This window comes from Arcticibacterium sp. SM2516 (assembly GCF_057914865.1).
This window is the reverse complement of record NZ_CP195290.1, coordinates 2,816,511-2,842,662: the sequence shown is the minus strand read 5'-3', so window position 1 is coordinate 2,842,662 and position 26,152 is coordinate 2,816,511. Positions and strand designations below refer to the sequence as shown.

At 37.8% G+C, this 26,152-nt stretch carries 21 protein-coding genes; 9 read left to right on the top strand and 12 right to left on the bottom strand.

What is annotated here, in order from left to right:
- Positions 1 to 17: 17 nt before the first annotated feature.
- The 4 genes from ACSBFT_RS11790 (at position 18) to ACSBFT_RS11775 (ending at position 3,266) form a co-directional block, all read left to right on the top strand.
- Entirely contained in the window at positions 18 to 650 is a 633-nt protein-coding gene (locus ACSBFT_RS11790; RefSeq protein WP_463046768.1) for a peroxiredoxin, read from the top strand.
- A 215-nt stretch (positions 651 to 865) separates the two neighbouring features.
- On the top strand, positions 866 to 1,477 hold the full coding sequence (locus tag ACSBFT_RS11785; protein ID WP_463046769.1) for a MarC family protein: 612 nt from the start codon (positions 866 to 868) through the stop codon (positions 1,475 to 1,477).
- A gap of 15 nt (positions 1,478 to 1,492) precedes the next feature.
- Positions 1,493 to 2,179, top strand: a complete 687-nt coding sequence (locus ACSBFT_RS11780) for a DUF2461 domain-containing protein (RefSeq protein ID WP_489604778.1) — start codon at positions 1,493 to 1,495, stop codon at positions 2,177 to 2,179.
- A 172-nt stretch (positions 2,180 to 2,351) separates the two neighbouring features.
- Positions 2,352 to 3,266, top strand: coding sequence for an OmpA/MotB family protein (locus tag ACSBFT_RS11775; protein WP_463046771.1), 915 nt, complete (start codon positions 2,352 to 2,354; stop codon positions 3,264 to 3,266).
- Between the two features lie 85 nt (positions 3,267 to 3,351).
- On the opposite strand, the gene uvrB is transcribed toward ACSBFT_RS11775, so the two are convergent.
- On the bottom strand, positions 3,352 to 5,373 hold the full coding sequence (gene uvrB, locus ACSBFT_RS11770; RefSeq protein ID WP_463046772.1) for an excinuclease ABC subunit UvrB: 2,022 nt from the start codon (positions 5,371 to 5,373) through the stop codon (positions 3,352 to 3,354).
- 197 nt (positions 5,374 to 5,570) lie between these two features.
- On the opposite strand from uvrB, the gene ACSBFT_RS11765 reads away from it, so the two are divergent.
- Both ACSBFT_RS11765 and ACSBFT_RS11760 read left to right on the top strand, forming a co-directional pair.
- On the top strand, positions 5,571 to 6,173 hold the full coding sequence (locus ACSBFT_RS11765; protein WP_489604777.1) for a carbon-nitrogen hydrolase family protein: 603 nt from the start codon (positions 5,571 to 5,573) through the stop codon (positions 6,171 to 6,173).
- Between the two features lie 302 nt (positions 6,174 to 6,475).
- Positions 6,476 to 7,387, top strand: a complete 912-nt coding sequence (locus ACSBFT_RS11760; RefSeq protein ID WP_489604776.1) for an alpha/beta hydrolase — start codon at positions 6,476 to 6,478, stop codon at positions 7,385 to 7,387.
- Positions 7,388 to 7,517: 130 nt separating this feature from the next.
- Here ACSBFT_RS11760 and ACSBFT_RS11755 read toward each other — a convergent pair whose 3' ends face one another.
- The 4 genes from ACSBFT_RS11755 to ACSBFT_RS11740 form a co-directional block, all read right to left on the bottom strand.
- The gene (locus ACSBFT_RS11755) at positions 7,518 to 11,144 is read right to left on the bottom strand and encodes an ABC transporter permease/M1 family aminopeptidase (RefSeq protein WP_489604775.1); all 3,627 of its coding nucleotides are present in this window, start codon (positions 11,142 to 11,144) and stop codon (positions 7,518 to 7,520) included.
- A gap of 23 nt (positions 11,145 to 11,167) precedes the next feature.
- The gene (locus ACSBFT_RS11750) at positions 11,168 to 12,040 is read right to left on the bottom strand and encodes an ABC transporter ATP-binding protein (RefSeq protein WP_489604774.1); all 873 of its coding nucleotides are present in this window, start codon (positions 12,038 to 12,040) and stop codon (positions 11,168 to 11,170) included.
- Positions 12,041 to 12,225: 185 nt separating this feature from the next.
- Positions 12,226 to 13,725 carry a malate dehydrogenase (quinone) gene (gene mqo / locus ACSBFT_RS11745; RefSeq protein ID WP_489604834.1) on the bottom strand — a complete coding sequence of 500 codons (1,500 nt, stop codon included), beginning with the start codon at positions 13,723 to 13,725 and terminating at the stop codon, positions 12,226 to 12,228.
- A gap of 88 nt (positions 13,726 to 13,813) precedes the next feature.
- Complete coding sequence (locus ACSBFT_RS11740) at positions 13,814 to 14,506, bottom strand: peroxiredoxin family protein (RefSeq protein ID WP_489604773.1); 693 nt, start codon at positions 14,504 to 14,506, stop codon at positions 13,814 to 13,816.
- Positions 14,507 to 14,837: 331 nt separating this feature from the next.
- On the opposite strand from ACSBFT_RS11740, the gene ACSBFT_RS11735 reads away from it, so the two are divergent.
- Positions 14,838 to 15,992: a DEAD/DEAH box helicase gene (locus ACSBFT_RS11735; RefSeq protein WP_489604772.1), complete on the top strand. Its 1,155-nt coding sequence runs from the start codon at positions 14,838 to 14,840 to the stop codon at positions 15,990 to 15,992.
- Here the strand turns inward: ACSBFT_RS11735 and ACSBFT_RS11730 are convergent, their stop codons facing one another.
- The 3 genes from ACSBFT_RS11730 to ACSBFT_RS11720 form a co-directional block, all read right to left on the bottom strand.
- Positions 15,993 to 16,478 (bottom strand): ExbD/TolR family protein, encoded by a 486-nt coding sequence (locus tag ACSBFT_RS11730; RefSeq protein ID WP_489604771.1) that lies wholly within the window; start codon positions 16,476 to 16,478, stop codon positions 15,993 to 15,995. It abuts the gene before it with no gap.
- A 148-nt stretch (positions 16,479 to 16,626) separates the two neighbouring features.
- The gene (locus ACSBFT_RS11725) at positions 16,627 to 18,744 is read right to left on the bottom strand and encodes a M3 family metallopeptidase (RefSeq protein ID WP_489604770.1); all 2,118 of its coding nucleotides are present in this window, start codon (positions 18,742 to 18,744) and stop codon (positions 16,627 to 16,629) included.
- Positions 18,745 to 18,832: 88 nt separating this feature from the next.
- Positions 18,833 to 20,686 (bottom strand): heparinase II/III domain-containing protein, encoded by a 1,854-nt coding sequence (locus ACSBFT_RS11720; protein WP_489604769.1) that lies wholly within the window; start codon positions 20,684 to 20,686, stop codon positions 18,833 to 18,835.
- A gap of 248 nt (positions 20,687 to 20,934) precedes the next feature.
- On the opposite strand from ACSBFT_RS11720, the gene ACSBFT_RS11715 reads away from it, so the two are divergent.
- Positions 20,935 to 22,164, top strand: a complete 1,230-nt coding sequence (locus ACSBFT_RS11715; RefSeq protein WP_489604768.1) for a PQQ-dependent sugar dehydrogenase — start codon at positions 20,935 to 20,937, stop codon at positions 22,162 to 22,164.
- A 7-nt stretch (positions 22,165 to 22,171) separates the two neighbouring features.
- On the opposite strand, the gene ACSBFT_RS11710 is transcribed toward ACSBFT_RS11715, so the two are convergent.
- Together ACSBFT_RS11710 and ACSBFT_RS11705 are read right to left on the bottom strand one after the other, a co-directional pair.
- Positions 22,172 to 22,870, bottom strand: a complete 699-nt coding sequence (locus tag ACSBFT_RS11710) for a DUF4377 domain-containing protein (protein ID WP_463048943.1) — start codon at positions 22,868 to 22,870, stop codon at positions 22,172 to 22,174.
- A 146-nt stretch (positions 22,871 to 23,016) separates the two neighbouring features.
- On the bottom strand, positions 23,017 to 23,307 hold the full coding sequence (locus ACSBFT_RS11705; protein WP_489604767.1) for a hypothetical protein: 291 nt from the start codon (positions 23,305 to 23,307) through the stop codon (positions 23,017 to 23,019).
- 245 nt (positions 23,308 to 23,552) lie between these two features.
- On the opposite strand from ACSBFT_RS11705, the gene ACSBFT_RS11700 reads away from it, so the two are divergent.
- On the top strand, positions 23,553 to 24,761 hold the full coding sequence (locus ACSBFT_RS11700) for an NAD(P)/FAD-dependent oxidoreductase (protein ID WP_489604766.1): 1,209 nt from the start codon (positions 23,553 to 23,555) through the stop codon (positions 24,759 to 24,761).
- 62 nt (positions 24,762 to 24,823) lie between these two features.
- Here the strand turns inward: ACSBFT_RS11700 and ACSBFT_RS11695 are convergent, their stop codons facing one another.
- Positions 24,824 to 25,405 (bottom strand): NAD(P)H-dependent oxidoreductase, encoded by a 582-nt coding sequence (locus tag ACSBFT_RS11695; RefSeq protein ID WP_489604765.1) that lies wholly within the window; start codon positions 25,403 to 25,405, stop codon positions 24,824 to 24,826.
- A gap of 65 nt (positions 25,406 to 25,470) precedes the next feature.
- A complete protein-coding gene (locus ACSBFT_RS11690) occupies positions 25,471 to 26,049 on the bottom strand; it encodes a Crp/Fnr family transcriptional regulator (protein WP_489604764.1) in 579 nt (192 codons plus the stop codon).
- Positions 26,050 to 26,152: the final 103 nt, after the last annotated feature.

Below are 26,152 nucleotides of genomic sequence, written 5' to 3'. Positions count from 1 at the left end.
AAAAAGATAAATCGAATATGTCATTAGTAGGAAAGAAAGCACCAAATTTTACAGCAGTTGCGGCTATAGAAGGTTACACTTTAGATGAGAAATTTTCTTTAGAGAAATATATAGGGAAAAATGAAGTTTTATTATTCTTCTACCCAATGGACTTTACTTTTGTTTGTCCTACGGAGCTAATTGCTTTTCAGAACAAATTAGAAGAGTTTGAAAAAAGAGGAGTTGTAGTAGTAGGATGTTCTACAGATACGGAACAGTCGCATTTGGCTTGGTTACGTACACCAAAAAAGCAAGGTGGCATACAAGGTGTTACATATCCAATTATTGCAGATACCGATAAAACCATCGCTAGCAACTTTGGCGTTTTAGGTGGTTCTTATGAGAAAGATGCTAACGGCCAGTTAACTTTTGTGGGTGAGCCTGTAGCATTCAGAGGTACTTTTTTAATAGATAAAGAAGGTATCGTACGTCATGAAGTCGTTAATTATTTCCCAATAGGAAGAAGTGTTGATGAGGAATTGAGAACCATTGACGCTTGGCAGTTTAGCCAGAAATATGGTGAAGTTTGTCCAGCAAACTGGCAATCTGGAGAAGATACATTAAAGGAAAGTCACGAAAGTGTTTCTGAGTATCTATCTGCCAACGCCTAATTTTAAGATAAGGGATATTGAGCCGCTTAGTGAGAATCACTAAGCGGCTTTTGTTTTTTTGGCTACGAAGTTTTATTTTTCTGGTATTAAGGTATTTGATGGACTGTAGAAAATTTCAATTGAGAGAAAATGCGTTCATTGGCTTTTAATTACTGTTTTTATTCTTATAATGTATGCCGTTAAAAACTAAGTGAGAAACCAAAAAATATTTTTCTATGTCCGACATTTTTGCAACCATTTTTTTTCTAATAGCCGTAATAGACCCCCTGGGATCTGTTCCTGTTTATCTGGAGGCCACTAAGCAGTTTGATATTAAGTATAAAAAGAAGGTGGCTTTACGTGCTTCGGTCATAGCATTCTTTATTTTAGTCTTTTTCATTGTCATAGGTCAGTTAATTTTAGAGGGTATGGCCGTTTCCTTGGATGCTTTTCAAATTTCTGGGGGTGTTATCTTATTTCTATTTGCGTTAACTATGATTTTTGGTGATGGTAAACCCCAAATGGAAAAGCATCTCATAAAGGATTATAAACACGTCACTATTTTTCCTGTGGCTATTCCGTCTATTGCATCTCCTGGTGCTATCATGGCGGTGGTATTAATGACTGATAATCATATTTATAATTTCCAGCAGCAGCTTATTTTTACCGTTCTTGTGGCTGTGGTCGTGGGTTTAACATGTTTGCTACTTTTGGGTGCCAACATCGTTCAGGAGAAAGTAGGGGAGTATGGAATTACAGTTATTAGTAAAATAATGGGTCTTATTTTGGCCTCCTATGCTGTTCAAAGTATTCTTAGTGGTCTAAGAGACTTTTTCAAAATGGTTTAATATTATTTTTTTTCAATGGACATGAAACAGTCTTTAGATTTTATAGCCCGTTTGGCTGAGCATAATAATAGAGAGTGGTTTGCCGAACATAGGGCGGACTATGAAACTGCTTTAAGTGGTGTTATCGCTTTTGCAGATGAGCTGTTATTGGAAGTGGGTAAGCATGATGTTTTAGAAACTAACTCTGGTAAGAAATCTTTACATAGAATATATAGGGATGTAAGATTCTCAAAAGAGAAGATTCCATATAAGAATAATTGGAGTGGTAGAATAAAAAGAGCAACGGCCCAAAGAAGAGGTAGTTATTACTTTCATCTTAGACCTGGGAATAAATCCTTTATAGCTGGTGGGTTTTGGGGGCCAGAGAAAGAAGATTTAAAATTGATAAGAGAGCATCTAAGTCAAGAAAGCGAAGCGTACAGGGAAATAATTAACGATCCAGACTTCTTGGCGTATTTTGGAGAAGTAAAAGGGGATCAATTGAAAAGTGCACCCAAGGGTTTTGCAAAAGATCATGAAGCTATAGACCTTTTAAGACATAAACAGTTCGTGTTAATGCACGGGTTTACAGACAAGGAGGTGCTATCAAAAGATTTCTCTCAAATAGCTTCTGGAGTTTATTCTGAAATGAGACCTTATTTAGATATAATGACTGATTTTTTAACGACAAACCTGAACGGAATCGAGATAGAATTGACTTAGAAAAGCTATTTTAAGAGCAAAAGACAACTAATTTGGATCAGAATAGTACCTTATGTCTATTATTTATCAAAAAAGATGCGGTATGGCTTATAATAACTTGGTAATGCCATCCTCTTTTGCTTAAGTTTGTGTCAATATTCGTAAAATTTAACCAAAAAAACTCTGATAAAAAATGAAATTAACAACTCGTATTGCGGTGATTCTTATGGCATCTGCTGCATTCACATCTTGTGTAAGTAAGAAGAAATTTACTGGTCTACAATCTGAATTAGCTCAATCTCAAAGCTCTCTTCAAAGTTGCAGCGACGACCTTTTAAAATACAAACAAGATTTAACAAAAGCAGAAAACGATTTAGCCAACGAAAGAGCCAGTGCATCTAACACTGCCAAACTTCGTGAAGAACAAATTGCTGACCTAAGAGGTCAAGTTTCAGATCTTCAGTCTTCTCGTAATCAGCAAATGCAACAAGTTGAAGGTTTGACTGTTTTATCGAAAGCAGCAGCTGATAATATTGACAAAACTTTGGCTCAGCTAGAGCAGAGAGATAAGTATATCAACTTACTTAGAAATGCAAAAAACAAAGCGGATTCTATGAATCTTGCCTTGGCGATTAATTTAACAAAATCTCTTGATGTTGACATCGAAGACGAAGATGTTGAGATTAAAGTGGACAGAACAGTGGTTATGATTAACCTTTCTGACAAAATGCTTTACAGAAGCGGAAGCTCTAGAATTACTGCTAAAGCTAATGATGTGTTAGGTAAAATTGCTAAAATCATCAAATCTAGACCAGAGCTTGAAGTTATGGTTGAAGGTTATACAGATGACCAGTCTATCAATACAGACTGTATCGAAGATAACTGGGATTTAAGTGTAAAAAGAGCTACTTCTGTAGTTAGAGTTCTTCAAAAGAACTTTGGAATTGACCCTGATAAGTTGATTGCTGCTGGTAGAGGTGAGTATAATGCTATCGCTAATAACTCAACTAAAGAAGGTAGATCTACTAACAGAAGAACAAGAATTATCTTAATGCCTAAGATTGAGCAATTCTATGACTTATTAAATCCAGATTTAGCTGGAAAATAATCATCAGATGATGAGATACTAAAAGAGGTGCCAAACGGCACCTCTTTTTTTTGGTTTTATCTCTTCCATAAAATTTAATTATGATTTATACCTCTGCTAATTTAGCTTCTAGCTGCTTCATTTCATCTCTGTATCTGGCTGCTTGTAAAAAGTCGAGGTCTTTGGCAGCATTTTCCATTTTCCGCTGTGCTTCCCCCATAAGTTTTGTAAGCTGAGGTTTGCTTAAGAATGCAGTAAGTGGGTCTGCGGCTATATTAAAGGTCTCAGGCTCCACATAGTAGCCTCTGTTAATTGGTTTAGTGTCTGCAATAGAGGTTTGACCCATAATGGCTTCTTTGCTCTTTAATATGGTAGTAGGCGTGATTCCATGTGCCTCATTATATTCTATTTGTAGAGCCCTACGTCTACCAGTTTCATCAATGGCCTGTGCCATAGACTTCGTGATCTTGTCGGCGTACATAATCACTTTACCATTTGAGTTTCTGGCGGCACGACCAATGGTCTGAATCAAAGAACGAATGTCTCTCAAGAATCCCTCTTTGTCAGCATCCATAATAGCCACTAAGGAGACCTCAGGCAAATCAAGCCCCTCTCTTAAAAGGTTTACTCCCACCAACACATCAAAAACGCCCAATCTTAATTCTCTTAAAATTTCTACGCGGTCTAAGGTCTTGACCTCGGAGTGAATGTAGCGGCATTTAATACCCACTTTGTCAAAATATTTACTGAGCTCTTCTGCCATCCTTTTAGTAAGGGTGGTCACCAGTACTCTTTCTTCTCGCTTGATTCTAATGTCAATTTCATCAAGCAGGTTGTCAATTTGATTTAAACTTGGTCTAACATCTATTTCAGGGTCTAAAAGTCCCGTAGGTCTAATGATTTGTTCAATGATAACTCCGTCTGATTTGTTGATTTCGTAGTCGGCAGGTGTGGCAGACACATAAATAGACTGTCCTATTAACTCTTCAAACTCTGGGAATTTTAGGGGTCTATTATCCATGGCAGAAGGCAGTCTGAAACCGTTTTCTACCAAAGAGACCTTCCTAGAACGGTCACCACCATACATGGCTCTTATTTGAGGTAAGGTGGCATGACTTTCATCCACTACCAATAGGAAATCCTCGGGGAAATAATCGAAAAGGCAGAAAGGTCTTTGACCAGGTTCACGTTTATCAAAATACCTAGAATAGTTTTCAATACCGCTGCAATAGCCTAACTCACGCATCATTTCAAGGTCAAACTCGGTTCTTTCTTGAATTCTTTCTGCTTCATGAGGTCTGCCTTCTTCCTCAAAATACTTGATCTGCTTCATCATGTCATCCTGAATCTGTTTGATAGAATCTTGCATGACATCTTTACCCGTCACAAATAAGTTGGCAGGATAAATAATAAGCTCAGAAAGATCATCCATCTTCTTGCCATTTTCTGGGTCAATCATTTGAATTTCTTCAATTTCATCTCCCCAGTAAAGGATTCTATAGGCATAGTCTGCATAACCCGGGAAAATATCAACAGTGTCTCCCTTTACCCTGAAAGTTCCTCTACCAAACTCTAGTTCCGTTCTAGAGTAAAGGATATCTACCAGACTATGTAAAAATTTATTGCGACTAATTTCTTCGCCTTTTTTTATGTGAACGACACTCTTTTTATATTCTGAAGGATTACCTGCACCATAAATGCAAGAAACAGAAGCTACCACCACAATATCACGTCTACCAGACATCAATGAAGAAACCGTTTTTAGTCGGAGTTTTTCAATTTCTTGATTTATCTGAAGGTCTTTCTCAATGTAAGTTCCCGTTGTAGCTATAAATGCCTCCGGTTGGTAGTAGTCATAGTAGGACACGAAATATTCTACTTTGTTTTCAGGGAAAAAGTGTAAGAATTCCCCATACAGCTGTGCCGCCAAAGTTTTATTATGACTAAGTATTAAAGTAGGTCTGTTAATTTGTTTTATGACATTGGCTATGGTAAAGGTCTTGCCAGAGCCGGTTACCCCTAAAAGCACTTGGTCTTGCTCTCCTGTATTTAGACCTTTAACCAATTTTTCAATGGCTTGTGGCTGGTCTCCCGTAGGCTTAAAATCAGACGTAAGTTTGAAGTTCATTTCTTATAGCTTTCTTGCTTTGCAATATAGACCAAACAATTCCTTCCTACAGTATAGTTCAAATTTTTACTATTTGCTTCAAGTCAATTAGCTTTAAATACTTATGCATATATCTTTATATTAGTGATATGGAAAAAAGGGATTTTAAACTTATGAAGTTATTATATTTTCTAGTGTTCACTTTGACCTTGATATCAATGGATACATATGCTCAAAAAACTGTTAAGGTAGCTTTGGCTCAGATTTTTTGTCTGGATAGTGATAAAAGTGGAAATCTGAAGAGAATTGAAAATGCCATCATCGAGTCGAAGAATGGCGGAGCTGAAATTATACTATTTCCTGAAATGTCCTTAGTGGGATGGGTGAATCTTGATGCACATTCATTATCGAAACCTATTCCCGGAGAAGATTCTGATTATTTAGCCAAATTAGCGAAAAAGTATGGCGTTTATTTGTGTATTGGCTTGGGGGAGAAAGAGGGCGAAAAACTCTATGATAGTGCCATTTTAATAAGTGAGAAAGGTGAAATACTGCTAAAACATAGAAAGAATAATATATTATCGGAACTGATGGAGCCTCCATATAGTAAAGGAAAAGGTGTTCAGGCTGTACAAACTAAATTTGGGAAAATTGGTGTGATGATTTGTGCAGATACTTTTGAGGAAGATTTGTTGATGGAAATGGCTGATTTAAAGCCAGATTTAATGTTGATACCTTATGGTTGGGCAGCAAAAGTAGAACAATGGCCAGAGCATGGTAAGGAATTACACGCCGTGGTTAAGAATGTATCAATGAAATAAATTGCCCTGTAATAGGGACAGATTTGGTTGGGCAAATCTCAAAAGGTCCTTGGAAAGGTCTAACCTACGGTGGCCAGAGTGTGGCTTATTCCAAAAGCACCAAATTACTACACATTTCTAAAGACAGGGATAGGGATATAACTGTTTTGGAGGTGGAGCTTTGAAAGGAAATGGAAGTTGCTTCTTCTGCTCTAAAGTGAAGGATGTCGACTTGTTGAAGACAAAAGTGGCAGTTTAGCTCGTTTAGGAAAGATAAGTTTGAGCGTAAATGTTAAATTGGAGTTTAATCAACCCTCTTTCAAATGAACATGATTTCTAAGAAAAACTCTAATCTTAAAACGCTCTTTTTTCTAAGCCTATTTTTTGTCGCTTTATCATCAAAATCACAGGATTTTAAAACCTTAACTTATCTACAAGGTGATACTGCCAGTCTACAATTAGACCTTTTTTTACCTCACGATAAGTCGGTCAAAGACGTCCCTTTAATGATATTTGTTCACGGCGGTGGTTTTTCTGGCGGAAATAGAACAGCAGGACACGCCTTTGGCAGATATTTATCAAAGAACAATGTGGCTTATGCCACTATCAGTTATAAGCTTTCAAGAAAAGGAAAGGGTTTTGGTTGCGACACACCGCAGGAAGACAAGATTATGGCTATGCGATTAGCCGCTAGTGAACTTTGGGAAGCAACCGCTTTCTTGTTGGAAAAGGCAGATGAAATAGGTTTTGACAAAAGCAAGGTCTTTATTTCTGGAAGTAGTGCTGGCGGAGAAGCGGTGCTCCATGCCGCATATCTTGACAGAGCAAAGATGAGCCTTCATGGTAATTCTTTGTCTAGTGATTTTAAATATAAGGGCATGATTTCTGGTGCTGGAGCCATCATTGATCTCAACCTTATTACCAAAGAAACCGCCATGCCGACTTTGTTCTTTCATGGAAACGTAGATAATGTAGTGCCTTTTGTTACTGCGTCTCATCACTACTGCGGGCCAGAGACAGTGGGTTGGATGATGCTTTTTGGTTCTCAACCTATTTACCAGCACTTGAAGTCACTGGACGTAAGTGCTCAGTTGCAAGCTTTTGTTGGCGGAAAGCACGAGTTCGCGGGATGGTACTTTTATCGCAAGCAAGAGGTGCTTTTAAACTTTATGAATAAGGTATTAGCTGGTGAGCAGTTTTTTATATCGGAGGAAGTAGTGGAAAGTGCGAAGTAGGAATCAAGTATTTAAAAACTTAAAGAGTTCAGCCATGCTATGACTGAACTCTTTTCTTAAACTAAATAGGAAAGTGAAACCATTTATTAGCAATAGATTTAACTCCTTGTGTACGATATTGGTTTGAAAACTATACTCCCTCCATTAAAACCGCTGATTTCGTGTTGTCGTCCGAATGACGATCAATTAATTTGTTAATTGGGTCAATGCCTGCTTTGGTTGGTTTCTCTTTTACGATAAGCTTAAAAGTATTCTCCTTTTTGGTGAATTTCCTCTTTTGAAGATAAAGTAGCTTCTCTTCACCTTTATCATCTTTTCCAAAAACGCCCACATCTATCCAATCGCTTAGACTTATTGATTTTTCATTACCAGAGCTATCGGCTCTAAATTTCTCTGAAATGGTGTTGATAGTGACTTCAAATGTCTTGTCTTTAAGCTCTCGGTATTCTACCTTTTCTGTTTTGTTTTCAAATAGCGTAATGGTTTCAAACATATCTTGAATAATGTATTGAAGAGAATCTGGGGTTTCGGCCTTTATGTATTTCAATAAATCATTACTTGTAGGATAACGCTTGTTTTTAGAATCTGGTCCAGGATATTGCCATTCCGTCAAGAAGTTTCTAAGAGCTAAATTGACTTTCTCTTCACTAATATAATCTTGAAGGGCAAACATCACTAATGAGCCTTTTCTATAATGAATGTATCCTTGACCTTCCACCATGTTTAGGGGTTGTTCCTTCTTTCTTTCTATAGAACGCCCTTTTAGGTAGCTGTCAAGCTCATATTTTAAGAATTTCTGCATCATTTCAGGTTTTACCTTCTTCTTCATGACCATCAAAGCAGCGTATTGTGATTGGGTTTCAGAAAGCATAGCATTGCCTTTTACTTTGGCATCTGCAACCTGATGCCCCCACCACTGATGACCAAGCTCATGAGCAGTCACATAAAAAGGCATGTCTAGGTCTTTTTCTGGATCTGCTATTTTTTGGATAAAGCCTATCCCTTCAGAAAAAGGTACCGTATTGGCGAAAGACTGAGCAAAATCCGCATACTTCGGAAATTCCATAATTCGCATTTGTCGGAATTGGTATGGACTGAAATTCTTTGAATAATAATTAAATGACGCTTTCATGGAAGCCATCATAATGTCCAAATTGTACTCGTGACCTTTATTATAATAAATTTCAAGGTCTACGTCATTCCATTTATCCTTTTTTACTTCGTATTCGGCAGACACAATTGAATAAAAATTAACCATCGGTACGTCCATTTTATAATGGAAATAGTTTCGATTATTCTCTTCCCATTTTTCTTCCAAATAACCCGGAGCTATGGCCGTTTGTTTCTTACTAGTTCCAATTACCATTTCAAAATTGATATAGTCGGCGTCATCACCAAAAAGGTTTTGTGAAAGTCCGATAGGGTCATTTTGCTCCATCATTCTTTCCTTTTCAGGTAATTTATATTTCCTTCTTGTATCATCATCATTAATCTCAAAGTTTTCGGAATAGCCCAATGTGGGGAAATACATATTATTAAAGAAGGTACCATTAAAAACGACATCGGTGTTTGAGCCTCTGGCTACAAAACCTTTACTTTCATAGGTGGTTTTAAAAGACATTTTCACCGAATCGCTAGGGGCAAGTGGCAGGTCTAAGGTATAAATAGTATAGCCTAGCTTATCATTTGAGGTATCCGCCTGAGTTGCTTTGCTGAATTTTAAATATTCAATTTGCATGTTATGCTGGAAGTCATTTTGAATGTGAATTTCAGCTAACGGTTTATCCGACTTGTTTTTCAGCCAAAAATAGCCTTCTGCCACAAAACTTCTTTGCTCTGGATAAATGTCAACCTTAAGATTGACATCGGTAATTTTAGGGCCAATCTTATTCTTATATTTTGACAAGGTCTTTTCGTAATCTACTTGTATTTGTTCTTCATCTTCTCTTGACAGGTATTTATTAACCTTATTGGTGTTATAAAACACATAACAACCTGTGGATACAAAGGCCATTAACGCAAATATCCCCAATGTAAGGACAGGTTTAGTGAGACGAAGTTTTCCCACTTTAAGCCTACTTTTCATAATGGATTCAGAACCTCTGACCGATAGCACGACAGAAGCTACAAACAAGAAAATGACTAAGCCTAACCAATACAGTTTAATCCAAGAGAAGGATGTTAGGAAATGCCCAAATTTATTCATGTCCGAATAGCTCCCCAGCCCACCACTGCCAAATATCAATAATGGGTGCTGAATACCTGCTGCTCCCAAAAAGAAGGTTACTAAGAAAAACACGAACATCATGGCAAAGCCAACAAACTTGTTATTGGACATCACTTGTACGAAAAACGACAATAAGGTATACAGGACTGTAAAGGCTAACGTACCAGTAAACATAGATTTAAAGTATAATAACAACTCAAAATTGAAATATCCATGAGCTGCCTGAATTGATACACCCATAAATATTAATAGAAGCATCATTGCTATATTTATTAGCATCATACCAAAAAACTTCGCCGTGAGATTCACCCAGTCGGGCGTTGGTGTGGCATCCACTATCAAATGAAAATTTGACACCCTTTCTTTCCAAATCAACTCGCCTGAATAGAAAACAATGATGATTAGAAAAAACAGATCAAATTCATCCAGCATATTTATCACGTTGGCGGTAATAGGGTAAGAGCTCGTACCATACATTTTGGCGAAATAGAAGGAACTGATAATGGTTTGAGCCACTCCCACAAGTAGGATGGCCAAGAATGGCACTTCCTTTATCACCATTTTAAAATAGAAAATAGTTTGCCGCCAAAGCTGGGTTAATTGTGTTCCAAAACCGAAATATTGCATCGCAAATGGAATATTCACGAGCTCTGGTTTGATTTTAGGCGACTTATCTACTTTCAATTTCTTCTTAAAAATGCTATTTCTCACCACATTAAAACTGAAGGAAAAATAAGTGCCTACCAGTATCAAAACGGCAATGCCGCACCATAGAATCCTATTCCAAAGTAACATACCCGCCAAAGGAACCAGCTGACTATTTTTTTCTGAGGGTGTCCAATATTCTGTAAAAATAGAGAATGCCCTAATACCAAAAGGATCCAACATGGAAGCCAAATTTTTGTTCTCAATATCCTCTAAAAGCGTGTCAGAAATTTGATATAAGACGAAAAGAATAATTCCTTGTGTATATATAACTACGGTGGATCTGCTTAATGCTCCAGCGGCAAAAAAGATGGCTCCTTGAATGAAAAGATTGGTGAATCCCCAAATGATAAAGGGTTGGAAGTACGCCCAAGCATCAAAAGGTAGCATGGCTTTTTCTTTCCAAGAAGGATCCCATGGCAAATGCTTTCCAATACCAAAACCGGTCATAAAGGCTATCCAAATGGCACTATAAATAAGCAACATAACAAGGAACGAGCCTGCAAACCGACCAATAAGGTAGTCGAATTTGGACATGGTAGTGCTGAACATCAAAGATTCCGTTTTATGTTCAAAATCTCTTAATACAGCTACGCCCATAATAGCGGAGGCAATAAAGGTGAAAATGAAGGTCATGATCAGCGTCATGAAGGCTATATTATATGGGCTGTTCTCTTTAATTTGGCCACCAGCTATGCCACCAATCGTTACATATTTTGATGTAACCGCAGCAAAACACAAAAGAAAGAGTATTCCAAAATAGAGATACGTAGCGGGTCTTTTCTTACGGTAAGCAAATTCGAACCTTAAAATTTCTTTAAACATGATCTGTAAATTTTAGGTTAGAATTAATTTTGGGCAAAAATCTTAGAGAAATAGACATCTTCTAAATCACCTTCTACGGCTTCAAAACCATCTTCTGGATTAGTATCCGATAGAATATGGATAACTGGATTTCCTGCAATCAGTTTTTCAGAAATCACTTGGTATTTAGCCTTATGATCTACCAAGTCAGATTTATTGATTTTTTTCTCCCATATCTTTCCTTCTATGTCTTTTAAAGCATCTTCAGGGCTTCCTTTAAATAAAATTTCGCCTTTATTGAAAATAGCCATATCAGAACAGAGCTCTTTAACATCATCCACAATATGCGTGGAAAGAATCACAATCGTGTTTTCGCCTAGTTCTGATAAAAGGTTCAGAAATCTATTTCGCTCAGCAGGGTCTAAGCCCGCAGTGGGTTCATCTACAATAATGAGTTTAGGATTGGCCAATAGGGCTTGTGCTATACCAAAACGTTGTTTCATTCCTCCAGAAAAACCGCCCAGGTTTTTCTTTCTGGCATCCCATAAATTGGTTTTTTGAAGCAATGCTTCCACAAGTTCTTTACGTTCACTTTTATTGGTAATGCCTTTTAGTACAGCTAAGTGATTTAATAAAGTTACGGCATTTATTTTTGGGTATACCCCAAACTCTTGTGGTAGGTAACCCAAGGTTTTTCTTACTTCTTCTTTCTGGGTGAGTACATTAATTTCGCCCAAGGTTATGCTTCCTGAATCGGGCTCTTGAAGGGTAGCTATGGTTCTCATAAGCGAAGATTTTCCAGCTCCGTTGGGGCCAAGAAGACCAAACATGCCCTGATTTATGGTTAAATTGACATCATTGAGAGCCTGGACACCATTGGCGTAAGTCTTGTTTAGCTTTGAAATTTCTAGCTGCATTTTAAAATAGTTTTGATGGTTATAAAGATTTAGGTATAAAACCTTTCATCAAAGTTGCGAAAAAAAATTAAGCCAAAAATTTTATTTGTAGGAGTGGTAATTCTAGCCTTTTGAGAAATTAATGATTAAGTATTTTTTGATTTTAAATGCTAGCTGTAGTAGTCTTGAGTTTGCTTAAATTTAACTTATTCAAACAAAATCGCACTTAGCTTCCTAGCCTCCAATATTTTTTCAGGATTTTCACGCAAGTCTTTGGCTCTGTAGGGTACCATTTCGTTGAGTTTGGTTTGCCATTCGATGCTATGATATTGAGGGAAACAGTCTTCCAAAATATCCAACATGATACTGGTAGCGGTGGATGCTCCTGGCGAAGCACCTAAAAGACCCGATAAAGAGCCATCGGCATGGCTTACCACTTCCGTTCCGAAACCTAATATGCCTACTTGTTCGTCGTCTTTTTTGATAACCTGAACGCGTTGTCCCGCTATTCTTAGCTCCCAATCTTGGTTTTTGGCTTCTGGGTAATATGATCTTAAAGCGTTCATGCGGTCGTTAAAAGAGAGTCGTACTTGGTCTATCAAATACTTTGTTAGTTTTCTGTTATGCCAGCCTGCGGCCAACATGGGAAAGATATTGTCAATTTCTATGGTTTTAATAAGATCTAGGTAAGAACCATTCTTTAAAAACTTGGTAGAAAAGCCAGCAAAAGGGCCAAAGAATAGCGAGCGTTCGCCATTGATTCTTCGGGTGTCAAGATGTGGTACACTCATTGGGGGAGCACCTACTTTGGCTTTTCCGTATACTTTAGCGTAGTGTTTATGAATTACCTCTTCGTTTTTACATACCAGCCATTGTCCGCTGACAGGGAAACCGCCATAACCATCGGCTTCGGGGATATCTGATTTTTCTAAGAGTTCGAGTGTTCCGCCTCCAGCTCCAATAAATACAAAATCAGCTTGAACCAAATACTCATCTTTGGTTTCTAGATTTTCTACTTCAAGTGTCCATTTTCCATCATCTTCCCTTTTAATATCCTCTACCTGAGCGGCCACCTTTAGACTTACGTTTTTCTTCTCTTTGACGTAGTTTATAAGATTAGAAGTCAATGAACCAAAATTCACATCACAGCCGTTTGCTACGCGAGTGGCGGCTATAGGTTCTTTGGAGGTTCTGTTTTCTAAGAAAAGAGGAATCCATTCTGCTATTTGTTTTTCATCCGTCGAGAATTTCATGCTATCAAAAAACGGGTGTACATGCATGGCCTCATACCTTCTTCTTAAGAAGTTGACATCATCCGTTCCATACACAAAACTCATGTGTGGAATAGCATTTAGGAAGCTTTTAGGCTTTTCAATGCATTTGTTTTTAATTAAGTACGACCAGAATTGTTTTGATTCCTCAAACTGCGAATTGATTTTCAATGCCTTTGAAATATCAACAGAACCATCTTCTCTTTGAGGCGTATAGTTAAGTTCACATAATGCTGCATGACCAGTACCCGCATTATTCCATGCGGAAGAACTTTCTAAAGCCACATGTGGCATTCGCTCTAAGATGGTGATGGTTTTGTCAGGCTCTAACTCATAAAGAAGCGAGGCTAAAGTAGCACTCATGATACCACCACCAATTAATGCGTAATCCGTTTTTATGATTTCTTTTTTCGAGGACATAGTATATGAGGAAATTAGATTTACTATGCTATAACATTGCTGAATTATAAATAGTTTTTCATCATTAGTTGCCGCCCGTGGGAACTATAGCAAGATCGGCTAATTAAATAAGAACCTCTCTAATTTTAGCTTCTAGTTCTTCTTTGTCGAAAAAGATTTGCCTTACTTCAATAGTGCCATCGGGATTAATGAGAAAAGCCATATTTGGGGCTTGACCATAGTTATTCCAGAAATTATTCTGCACGTCATCAATGAGGATTTCATTGCTAATATCAAATTGTTGACGCCATTTTTGAGTGAGTTTTTTTCTTTCAAAATAGGTAGTAGGCCTTTTAGCTTCTGCATTGTCGCGGATATTGGCGTTAGAAGGCCAAATTTCGTTTTGGAGCGAATATGGGCTGATGTTATTAGAAGGATGTGCCTCAACAGTATGTATTAAAAATGTTTTAAGCCTTCCCTCAAACTCATTGGAGAGCTCTTCCATATTTGTCAAATTCCTGCGACTAATGTCACAAGTATAACTTCCGTTTATTAAGAGTAATGGCGTGCCTTTTTTTAATTCGCTATAGAGGTTGAACGCTTTTCCGTTTTGATCTTCTAGGGTAAAATCTTTCGCTTTGCTTCCTTCTTGTGGAAGTAGAAACTCCCAGCGTCTCATGAAGTTTTCATCTACCATAGCTTCCGACTTTTTAAAGTTTATTTCATCAGAGTCATGTGGTAAGGGATTTTTCTTTCTGGTGCAGCTCAATACTAAAGTAATAGTACAAAGCATTAAAAATGCTTGAGTCGTTTTCATGGATGTTAATTTTTAAAAGTGTGCTTCTAAGTGTTTTTGAAGCTTTTTTGGGTTATTACAAAGATAGCTTCGGGCTTTTTTATGAAGGGATGGATTTAGAAAAGGGTAGACGTAAAGGTGGGTTCGTTGTGCTGATTCAATCTATTTAATATATCATTAATTTAATTTTAGTTTCTCTGGATTTGGGAGGCTCTTTATTTGGTAGATGAATGTTTAAGATGTGATGATTTATTTTTTTGTGAAATTGTAGATTTCGGCTCTATGAATGGTTCTTAAAGGAAAATAAAGGTCAACTTTGTTGAAATTATTGAAAGTAGACAAGGCATAACTTATGGACGGAGGTAAAACATTTGAGGAATTAGGATTATCAAAACCACTATTGACGGCTATAGCCGCTCAAAAATATGGTAAACCTTATCCAATTCAGCAAGAAGCCATACCCGCTGTTTTGTCGGGAAAGGATATTCAAGGCATTGCCAAAACAGGATCAGGTAAAACGGCAAGTTTTGTTTTACCGATTCTAGAAGGGTTCTTAAAAATGAAGGCTTCCAGAAGAAGAAATCTGAAAGTATTGATTTTGGTTCCTACGCGTGAGCTTGCCATGCAGATATCTGAGGTTATATCTGGTTTTACGCAAAATTTGGAGGATGAAATAAAGAATTTGGCAGTTTATGGTGGTGTAAAGGTCAATCAGCAGATGGTGCAGTTAAAAGACACCGAAATTTTGGTGGCTACGCCAGGTAGGCTTCTTGATTTAATTTCTAGCCAATCTGTGAGTTTAGGCAAAGTGGAAACACTCGTGCTGGATGAAGCAGATAAGATGTTGGATTTAGGTTTCCAGGAAGAGTTTGGTCAAATACTTAAACTACTGCCTAAGAAGCGTCAAAATTTACTGTTTTCAGCTACGCTGGATACAAAGATTATAGATCTCAAAAAAGAACTTCTTACAGACCCCGTGACCATAGAGATAGCGGAGGAGGAAGATGCCGTGGAGTCTATCAAACAAACAGCCTATTTGACCAGTTTGGAAAGAAAAGGGCCACTACTTAGGTATTTGATTAAAAATCAGGAAATAACTAAAGTTTTGATTTTTACTTCGTCTATCAGAACGGCCGATAATGTATGTAATAAGCTGAACAAGAATGGTATTACCGCAAGTGCCATTCACAGCAAGAGAACACAAAGTGCTAGAAACAAAGCTATGCTAGACTTTAAACTGGGGGAAATTACGGCTTTAGTGGCTACCGATGTGGCTGCTAGAGGTATTGATATTCACTTTTTGCCTTGTGTTATTAATTATGAACTTCCGCGTTCGCCTAAAGATTATATACACCGAATAGGCCGAACTGGTAGGGCTGGAGCCATGGGTGAGGCCATTTCTTTAGTAACTGATGAGGAAGAACCGCATTTTTATATTATCCAAAAAAAGATGGGTAAGCGTGTGGAAAAAGTAGCTACGGAAGATTTTGATTTGACTGGGGTTTAATCAATAAACCATTCTCTCATAAACCTCCCGCTCATTATCTGACAATTCTACCACAGCTTTTCTTGAGGAGGCTGTAATGGCGGTTTCGTCTAAAATATCAACAGCGTTTTTCCAATTTGAATCATCGGATGGTTTAATAATGACCGTCCACAGTTCAGGGTCAATAGCCTGTCTCTTTTGGTTTAATATGGCTTGTCGAATGCCTTTTGGGGAGAAATCTGTTTCAGTAAGGTCGCTCTCTTTTACGAGAGCTACCTCTTCTTGATGCCAATAGACTTTATTGTACTTTCCCAGAATAATTGTCATAGAGTTACTCTTTTTTATGTGTGCACCTACTTCCCCTTTAGTACTTGGCATGTTTAAATCCATTGTATTTGGTGTACTGAAGGTGGTGGTGTAAATGAAAAAGGTAATGAGCAAAAAGCCCAAATCTACCAAGGGCGTCATATCTGGTTTACCAGCTTGTTTGTTTCCTACTTCTGCCATGATTGTATACTTTAATGTGAACTAAAAGATTAGTTGAATGTAGCATAAGTTTTGCATAACTAAAAATATAGTTGAACAAGGTTTGACTGTAGCATAAAAAAAAGAGGAGCTAAAAAGCCCCTCTTTAATTCAATTTTTTGTTTAATATCTATTTCACAAACCCTCTGTCACGCATTAAAGCGTCAATAGTGGCATCTCGACCTCTAAACCTTCTATAGGCTTCGGCTGGGTCTTCGGTGTTTCTTGGGGCAAATAATATCTCTTTCATTTTCTTTGCCAATTCTTTATCATAAAAACCTCCTGGAGCTTCTGAGAAAGCTTCTGCAGCATCTGCTGTTAATACGTCTGCCCACATATATCCATAGTAAGCTGTAGCATAGCCTTCTCCTCTAAATACATGATTAAAATGTGGCGAGCGATGTCTCATGACCAGTTCCTTCGGCATGTGGATGCTCTCTAATGTTTCTCTTTCAAAGCGGTCTACATCTAAATCTGTTGGGTCCATCATGTGATATTTCATGTCCATGATTGCGGAAGCCATATATTCTGTAGTTCCAAAGCCCTGATTGAAATTCGCAGCTTCTTTAATTTTAGCCACCAATGTTTTGGGCATAGGTTCACCCGTTTTATAATGCACGAGATAATTCTCAATAACGGCATCAGTACTTAACCAACGCTCCAATAGCTGCGACTGAAATTCACCATAGTCTCTTAAACTACCATCAAGGCTTGGGTATTTCACATTGGCAGATAAATAATGTAGGGCATGACCCATCTCATGGAAAAAGGTGGTGGCGTCGTCCCAAGAAATTAAAACCGGCTGGCCAGGTTCACCTTTTACAAAATTGGAGTTGTTAGAACATAAAACAGTCTCTTCTTTGCCCATATCTGTATGTCCTCTGTAGGTGGTAGCCCATGCTCCAGAGCGTTTTCCTTTTCTAGCATAAGGGTCTAAATACCATAATCCAATATGCTTATCGGAATTTTTATCCTTTACTTCCCATACGCGTACATCTTCATGAAATACGGGTACACTGCCATCTGTTATTTCTGAAAATTTGAAGTCAAATAGTTCTCCAGCTACATAAAACATAGCTTCTCTAAGCTTATCGAGTTGTAAGTATTGTTTTACCTCATCGCTGTCTAAATCGTACCTTTTCTTTCTAACTTTTTCGGCATAAAACCTGTAATCCCAAGGCTCTATTTTGATCTTGGCACTTTCGGCATCAGCCACGGCCTGCATGTCTTTAACTTCCTCTTTTACACGTGCTATGGCACTAGGCCAAACAGCATCTAGCAAAGCCAGTGCATTTTCTGGGTTTTTAGCCATACGGTTTTGCAATCTCCATTGGGCGTAATTATCAAAACCTAAAAGATGAACACGTTCGTTTCTCAATTGAAGAATTTTAACGATGACCTCATTATTGTCATATTCGCCACCATTGTCTCCTCTGGCATAATAGTTTTTCCAAACCTTTTCTCTCAGATCCCTTTCTGAGGAATAAGTTAAAAAAGGATCCATAGAAGAGCGGGTGTTGGTGATGGCATATTTGCCTTTTTGACCATTCGATACTGCTGCACTGGCGGCACTTTTTATAAATGCTTCCGAAAGTCCACCCAATTGGTTTTTTTCTAAATAGGTAATATATCCTTCTTCGTCGTGCAATACGTTATTACCAAAAGTGGTAGAAAGAGCAGACAGCTCTTTATTAATTTCGGCGTACCTTTTTTTCTTTTCTGCATCCAGTTCAGCACCATTCAGGGCAAAACCTTGGTAGGTTAATAAAACCACTCGCTGCTGGTCTTCTGGTAAAGGATTTTTTAAGCTGGCCTCATAAACGGTCTTTACGCGTTGAAACAATTTTTCGTTCTGCGTAATTTTAGAATTATACTCGGAAAGTTGCCCAGCCAATTCACCTTCTATTTTTCTAAACTCCTCTGTGGAGGTATTAGAGCTGTAGATACCATAGTAAGGCATAACGTTATTCAGATCGCTTCCACTTTTTTCCATCGCCAGAATGGTGTTGGCAAAAGTAGCCGGTTTAGCATTATTAGCTATTCCATCTAATTCTTTGAGATGATTTGCCATCCCTGTTTCCATAGCAATTTTTAACAGATTTACATCCATTTTGTCAAAAGCAGGTACTCCGCCATAAGGCCCTGACCATTTTTTCAATAGAACATTTTTGGATGACTTTTCACAGGAGGTATTCATGATTGCCATGGCTAGCAATAGAAATAAATAAAGGAAGTTTTTTTTCGACATTATTTGTTTTTTTCGTTTGATGACGGCGTTTTTTTATTCAAAAATAAGCCATTTAGCGAGTTTTAACGCTATGGACAAGTTGGATTTTTTATTCAAAAATCTTCCAGTTTATTGGTTTTACTTCGGCCTTATTATTTGCTGGAATCAAAGCCACTTGAATGGTTTCTTGGGCATTAGAACCTAGTTCCATTTCAAAACCAACGATAATAGAATTGGGATTGGCCTCGTCATAACTATTTGGTGATATGGTACTCCATGTTCTCATTTTAACTTTTTGATGGCTCAGTAATTTCAGGTGTAATGTTTTATCATTTTGAGTGAGTATGATTTCAGAGTTACTCATCGACTTTATGCTTGCATTTGTCGGCATTCGCCACTGAAGTATTTTCGCTTCTTGGTTGTTTTCTAATTGGTCGGTCACCACTACATAACTTTTGTCTTTGATAGCAATGGCTCTTTTGCTGCTTTTGACCTGTGATTTATAAACTGCAGAGATGTCCGTCATTGCCCCTTGAATATTTTCTGTATCCAGCACTTTGTCAATGTCGGCATAGCCATGTACTTCTTGAAATTGATTATTGAACGATAGTGTGCTGTGTGAAAGGTTATTATATCTGTACACATCCCATCTCTGAGCATCTTGCTCTCTACCCCAAATTTGTACTCCTTGAGTCTCCAGATGGTTATAATTAGAAGCACCAAAATCTATAGCCCAACGCTCACCCATAGCATCCATCACAAATGACCCGATATCCATATGGGCATGATTTACAAAAGGAGAGCCTGCTTTTAAACCCACAAAAATGCCATTGTCATCCCATGAACTTCGCATCAAAGCCACAGGGGTATCACCACTTCCAGACCAGACCTTTTCATTTGGGGTCAATTCTTTTTCTAAATTTAGATTTGCTCCCCAGATCATCATGAGCGGAGAGAGGCGTTGACTCATGTTCTTTTCTAAGGCGGTTGTTATCATTTTTTTCTCCCAGAAAAGTAAAGTTGGGTCTTGGCTAAGTTCGGCAAACCAAAACATGGCAGGGTTTATTCGTATGTTATCACTACAGTCGGAATAGTTGAAGGCATTCTTTGAAGGTCCAATCATGTGCATTAAATAAGCCGCGGTTTTGTCGAAACCAGGAAGTTTGTTTAAACCAAAATCCGACTGAAAAGCCTTCATCATGGCATCAATAAAGAGCACATTAAAGGAGGTTCCATAGCCCCAATAAGCGTAGCCTTCAGGGTATGCACCGTCTGGAGCATATTGTTTCATGGGTAAGGAAATAGATTCTATGGCTCTTGAAATAGTGTTTTTAGCCATTTCGGGTTCTTCATCGTAAATGGCCAATGCCCCGAAAGCCATGCCTGCATTACAAACCTGATTCCAATTATGATGTGCTTTTAAGAAACCATTATATTGATTATCATAAGAAGGGTTTATGCCATGTTCTATGATAGCAGTTTTAATCTTTGTTTTAGTATCCTGATTTAAACCATCATAAAACCAATCGTAAGCAATCGCCATGGCAGTGGTCATTTCGGCTACATCTAAAAAGTGACTTGGGTTCCAGTCGGAAAACTTTGCTACAGTCAGCATTTCTTGCGTAACCCTATCTAAGTACCTTTTTTCGTCGGTTAATCGGTAGGCGTAACCTAAGAAAAGAACACGGCGGAGGTATTCTCTAGAAACGCTCAAAAGTCTCCTGCCTGTCTGGATTCTCTCCAAAAGTGGCAGAGCTATAATAGCATTGGCTTCATCAATTATGGCAGCATGTGCTTTTTGTCTAATAGGGCTATTCTTAAAAGAATCTTTAATGACATCTTCTTGTCCTTCTAAAAACAGGATTCTAGGATGGCCGATTATTTTTTCTGGTAGTTTCTGACTGAAGCTTAAAAAACTGATGAAAGTGAAAAGGCTGATTTTTAAGAAAAGATTCGTTTGCATAGCTGTTTTTAGGGTTGAATTGTGTTGTGAATTTAGAGAAAATAATATTTCTCAAGTCACAAGGCGAATAGATATAGACAAGAAAGAATAAAATGAGTTTAAAGTTGATCCTTTAGTTAAAGGAATTGTAAATATAAAAGCTGTTGGAAGCCCAAAAGCCATATTTGGTAGTTGAAATCTTTTTTATTAAACGGTAACTTAGTTTACCTTTGCGACCGTTTTGTGATTAAAACTAATTAATACTTTAGATGAAAATTAATATTCAGAGGTCTCTTTTAAGCCTTAGCTTTCTTATAAGCATTTCTTTTATATCATCAGCTCAAACTAATTCTTCACAGATTATAGTCCCAAAGGACTTTTCCGTTAGTGTGATTGCCAAAGATTTAGGTTCTCCGAGACATTTGACCGTTGCAAAAAATGGCGACATCTATGTAAATAGAAAGGCCGATAAGGGTTTGTTACTTTTAAAAGACACCAAAGGTAATGGCTCTTTGGATGAAGTCAGAATTATAGGTGAGGGGGTAGGAACAGGTGTTTTAGCCCATGATAGATATTTATATTACTCTTCCAACACGTCTATTTATAGATACGAATTGGATAAAAACTATAATTTCCCAGAAGATCAGGAGCCTGTAATGATAGTAAGTGGCCTTGTGGATAAAGGAAGAGATAATGCCAAGCCATTTACCATGGACGACAACGATAATTTATATGTAACAATAGGTTCATGGAATGACCCGTGTAGAATAGAAAACTCTGGTAAGGGTATGATGCCATGTCCGATTTTAGACGAGGCAGGTGGTATTTGGAAGTTTAATGGGAGAATCTTAAATCAAACCTTTTCTAATGGCATAAGATATGCCACGGGAATTAAAAATGCGGTGGCCTTGGACTGGAATAAAGAGACCAATAGCTTATTCACAGTTGTGCATGGTCGTGGTCAATTCCATGATTTTTATCCTGAGTTTTATACTGCTAAACAAAGTTCGGAATTGCCAGGAGAAGCCATGTATGAACTAAAGAAAGATGATGATGCTGGCTGGCCATATATTTATTACGACCAGTTTCAGAAAAAGAAAATCTTAGCTCCTGAATATGGTGGCAATGGTAAAAAGACGGGTGGAGAGAAGGCTATAGACCCACTTATGGCTTTCCCTGCTCACTTAGGGCCAAATGACATGTTGTTTTATACAGGTACGTCATTCCCTAAGAAATACCAAAATGGAGCTTTTGTGGCCTTTCATGGTCAGTCTCCAGAGCTTAAAAAAGGTTATTTTGTAGCTTTTGTTCCTTTTAAGAAGGGCAAACCTACAGGCAAATGGGAAATCTTTGCTGATAATTTTGCTGGCGTAGATTTAGCTAACCCTACAGGTCCTATCCAGCACCGCCCATGCGGTTTGGCCATAGGTTTACATGGAGAGTTGTATGTCTCTGACGACCTGAATGGCACTATTTTTAAGATAGAATATAAAAAGTAGGGGTGAATTAGTCGCTCTTACGGAAGCTTAGAATTTCTTTATCGGCACTATCAAAAATGATAAGCCTTTGGTTCTCTATTTTGTAAGAGTCTATTCTGCTTAATAAAATACCATATTCGTTTGCGAGTTCCATTTCGGGGCAAGCTTTCTTGGTAGCAATGACATTACCAAGATTGATTTTGTTGTCCATCACAGATTTGATTTCGCCCACATGATTATTACAACCGTCGTTTGCAGACATTCTTTTAAGGTCTAGATTAAAATCTATGGTAGGGGCGTTAGTTCCTACCACTGGAGCATTATTTAATTCTACGAGCGTCCACTGGTCATTTAAGATTAGTTTGGGTTCGTAGTTTTTCTGCATAACACGTACCAGTTTATAATTTTTAAAAGAAGCGTCGCCTGGGACGGGCCTTAGAGAGCTCTGTTCTTCTTTCACCAATAGTTTATAAACATAGCCCTCTTCATAATTGAAACCCTCAATAGAGTCATAAAACAGTTTCCAGTTTTGCTCGCTTTTTATATCTCCTTTTTGTATTTCTAAACAGTCTTTTATGCCCACACCCACACAGTCGGATTTTTTTCCATTTACCCAGTAAACGGCCTCTGTAGAAGTGCTGGCAGCACCTGTATTCGTGCTAGAAGATGTAGCACAAGAACCTAATAGTGCTATGATAGCTACCGAAATTATGTTTCTTAAAATCATGATTTTCTATTTTCTTAAATATTCTAACTGCTTTACGATGCTTTTATTTATAAACTGATACGTAAAACCATAAATAAGTTACGCATAAAAAGGTACTAAGATCTTAATGATAGCTGTTTTAACTTTTTATTAAAATGAATAGTAGCCTAAGGAAGCAGTTCTGTAACCCTTATATGCTTGACGTCATCTGAAAGCCATTCTTCTCCTTTTAAGCTTATCTTTTCGCCTATCTCCAATCTTCTGTAATGGCCATTTTTACCAAGGTTGGGGATACTGATAGTGGCCATGTAGGTTTCACCTTTCTGGGTTTTTAAAGTGGCGGTATAGCCATCCTTTCCATTTTCAATGGCCGTTACCGTTCCGGTAATAACATCGTTTTGGTTATTTGCTTTGGGTGAACATGCCAAAAACAGAAGAAGGAGGATCAGTTTATGCATAGTTGTTTTCTAGATTTCAAAAGTGATTTTTCTTGTAAATGTATATTAATTAATGAATTCCTTTTTGGTTTGGTTGCATGGTTTATTGCAAACTATTAGTACAAAGGCTATCCAATCAAAATAAATATCATCCCCTAAGTTTTTGTCAAAGATTAAAACTGTCTTGAATAAGGAACAAGATTTTTAAACGATTTCTTGTACATCATTCAGGATAGAATAAACGTCAATATTTAGAAACTTAAAACATGATGCAACTCACATCTAATGAGCCATACTGGCTACGAAAAAATGGGATTATGTCTACTTTTCCATCACTTAAAGAGGATATTGAAACAGAGGTGCTTATTGTAGGAGCGGGTATTACCGGGAGTCTAATGGCTCATCAGGTGATAAAAGATGGCTACAAAGCTGTGGTTATTGACCGCAGGGATGTGGCTACCGGAAGTAGTTCTGCCACCACTTCTATGTTACAATATGAAATAGACATACCGTTACATAAATTGATAGAGCAAGTGGGAGAACTGCCTGCTGTGGAGGCATACCGTGCTTGTTTTGATGCTATTAATCAGTTAAAAGCGATAGTGGAGGAAGTACATTCAGATTGCGGGTTCACATTTCAGAATTCGCTTCTTTATGCCTCTAAAAGATCTTATGTCGCTATGCTACGTAAAGAGCTGGAATGTCGAGATAAGTATGGTTTTCCAGTGAGATGGTTAACTGAGAAGGAAATTCTACATAGCTACGGAATAAGAAAGGCATACGGTGGTATATGGACAGACATGGGGGGTAGGATAGATGCTTATGTGCTGGCGAATGATCTGTTGACTTTTAATGTAGCTAAAGGGCTTGTGGTATACGACAGAACGGAACTTAAAGAAGTAAAAAAGGCGGGCGATAAACTGATAGCCATTACGGGCAATGACCAAAAAATTACATGTCAGAAAATTATCTATAGTACAGGGTACGAGGTTACAGAGCTTTTCTCTAATAATGTAGTTAAGCTTTTATCGTCTTTTGCCATGGTGAGTGAGCAAGAACTGCCCGGAATAGAGCGATATAGGGACACGCTTTTTTGGAATACAGACGAACCCTACATGTATTTCAGAAGTACAGATGATGGGCGTTTACTGGTGGGTGGTCAGGATATACCTTTTAAAAATGCCGATTTGAGAGATAAACTGATACCTAGGCAAACAGCCAAGCTAGAAAAATATATCAAAAAACATATGGTGGAATTCGAGCATATAACGGATTATTCATGGGCGGGTACTTTTGGTGAAACCAAAGACGGACTACCCTATATTGGTGAACATAAGGATTTCCCGAATAGTTATTTTGTGCTGGGTTTTGGCGGAAACGGAATTACCTTTTCTGTGGCCGGTATGGAGATGGTTTCTATGTGGTTAAAAAACGAAAAGCACCATCTTACAAGTCATTTCAGGTTTGATAGATGATACTTCTGTGTTTGTCGTTTTCCAATTTGCCCAGAAATCAATAAGTTGTTGTTATCATGGTATTATTTATTTCTTCTGCCAAGAAGCTCTACTTTAGCTAGCCATTGTTGTCTTTTGCTTTCATTCGAATTTCTGATAATACCGAAATAGGAAACTTTGACGGGTTTAATGCCGCAGAAATTCAGTGTAGATTTTTTGAGTTGATTTACACTTGGTCTGCCATACATTAGCCAGTAGTACCAGCTCGGTTGGTCCAATGTCGTAATGATATGAGCGGTTTTACCTTTTAAAAGTTTGTCCCAAAGTATCGAGTTCTCTCGGTATTGAAAGGCAAAACCTGGCAAGAAAAGTCTATCAATAAAGCCCTTCATGATGGCGGGTAAGCCTCCCCACCACACGGGATGAACCCAAACTATATGGTCTGCCCATTTGATCTTTTCCCAAGAGGCCAGAAGGTCTGGTTCTAATTCGATTCTTTTTTGATATCCAAACGAAAGGTTTGGGTCAAAATTCAACGCTGAAATTATAATTTCCTGAACTTCAGCACCGCTTTCTAAAGCCCCTTTTTTGTAGGCTTTTGCTAAGCCAAAATTTAAACTTGCTTTATTCGGGTGTCCATTAATTATCAGTATTTTTTTAGGCACTTTTTGCTCTTTTATGTTGAAGCACAAAACTACTTGTAAGGCTTTAAGCTAAAAAGGACAAATGTCTATAAAGTCATCTCTTTTCTAATTCTGCTTAAGTGCCTCTGCGAAATGCCCAAGAATGAAGCCAAATGCTGTAAAGGGATTTTTTGAATATATTTCGGATGATTTTTCATCAAGTCAGCGTATCGATTTGTGGCATCGCTGCTTTGTAATTGAAATAATCTTTTTTCCAATTCTAGGTATTGTTGCTCCGCAATTGCCTTTAGAAAAAGAATACAGTTTGGATTCCTTTCAGTCAGCTGCTCAATTTTTTCCTTTGTAATGATTAATAATGCTGTTTGCGTAATGGCCTGTACATTTTCCCGCGTTGGTTGACCCGTTAAATACGAAGAATAAGCGGTCATGAAGTGGTTAGGAAAGGTGATGCAATACGTCATTTCTTCGTCTTTGTCGGAGGTATAATAGGAGCGTAGTGTACCAGATAAAACAATGGCTACCTGTTTGCAAATTTGTCCTTCTTGAATAAAGTATTCTGATTTTGAGAGCAATTTATAAGTGGTCTGTTCCATGAAGTCGTCTATTTCTCTTTCTGTCAAAATATGGAAGGAGGCTAGAAGGCGTTTTACATTGTCGTAGTTCATTGCTGGGTTTCAGTTGACATATTTTCTTTAGTTCTGGGTCAATTTTTCACGAATGTAAATGATTAATTTAGGGGATGCAAACGGTCAGTTTTTAATAAAAAGC

Coding starts and splice junctions, on each gene's coding strand:
- ACSBFT_RS11765 (WP_489604777.1), top strand. CDS start 5,571: ATGGATACATATGCTCAAAAAACTGTTAAGGTAGCTTTGGCTCAGATT.
- ACSBFT_RS11740 (WP_489604773.1), bottom strand. CDS start 14,506: ATGAAAACGACTCAAGCATTTTTAATGCTTTGTACTATTACTTTAGTA.
- ACSBFT_RS11750 (WP_489604774.1), bottom strand. CDS start 12,040: ATGCAGCTAGAAATTTCAAAGCTAAACAAGACTTACGCCAATGGTGTC.
- ACSBFT_RS11785 (WP_463046769.1), top strand. CDS start 866: ATGTCCGACATTTTTGCAACCATTTTTTTTCTAATAGCCGTAATAGAC.
- ACSBFT_RS11705 (WP_489604767.1), bottom strand. CDS start 23,307: ATGCATAAACTGATCCTCCTTCTTCTGTTTTTGGCATGTTCACCCAAA.
- ACSBFT_RS11730 (WP_489604771.1), bottom strand. CDS start 16,478: ATGGCAGAAGTAGGAAACAAACAAGCTGGTAAACCAGATATGACGCCC.
- ACSBFT_RS11725 (WP_489604770.1), bottom strand. CDS start 18,744: ATGTCGAAAAAAAACTTCCTTTATTTATTTCTATTGCTAGCCATGGCA.
- ACSBFT_RS11690 (WP_489604764.1), bottom strand. CDS start 26,049: ATGAACTACGACAATGTAAAACGCCTTCTAGCCTCCTTCCATATTTTG.
- ACSBFT_RS11755 (WP_489604775.1), bottom strand. CDS start 11,144: ATGTTTAAAGAAATTTTAAGGTTCGAATTTGCTTACCGTAAGAAAAGA.
- ACSBFT_RS11775 (WP_463046771.1), top strand. CDS start 2,352: ATGAAATTAACAACTCGTATTGCGGTGATTCTTATGGCATCTGCTGCA.
- uvrB (WP_463046772.1), bottom strand. CDS start 5,373: ATGAACTTCAAACTTACGTCTGATTTTAAGCCTACGGGAGACCAGCCA.
- ACSBFT_RS11710 (WP_463048943.1), bottom strand. CDS start 22,870: ATGATTTTAAGAAACATAATTTCGGTAGCTATCATAGCACTATTAGGT.
- ACSBFT_RS11760 (WP_489604776.1), top strand. CDS start 6,476: ATGAACATGATTTCTAAGAAAAACTCTAATCTTAAAACGCTCTTTTTT.
- ACSBFT_RS11735 (WP_489604772.1), top strand. CDS start 14,838: ATGGACGGAGGTAAAACATTTGAGGAATTAGGATTATCAAAACCACTA.
- ACSBFT_RS11715 (WP_489604768.1), top strand. CDS start 20,935: ATGAAAATTAATATTCAGAGGTCTCTTTTAAGCCTTAGCTTTCTTATA.
- ACSBFT_RS11700 (WP_489604766.1), top strand. CDS start 23,553: ATGATGCAACTCACATCTAATGAGCCATACTGGCTACGAAAAAATGGG.
- ACSBFT_RS11790 (WP_463046768.1), top strand. CDS start 18: ATGTCATTAGTAGGAAAGAAAGCACCAAATTTTACAGCAGTTGCGGCT.
- ACSBFT_RS11720 (WP_489604769.1), bottom strand. CDS start 20,686: ATGCAAACGAATCTTTTCTTAAAAATCAGCCTTTTCACTTTCATCAGT.
- ACSBFT_RS11780 (WP_489604778.1), top strand. CDS start 1,493: ATGGACATGAAACAGTCTTTAGATTTTATAGCCCGTTTGGCTGAGCAT.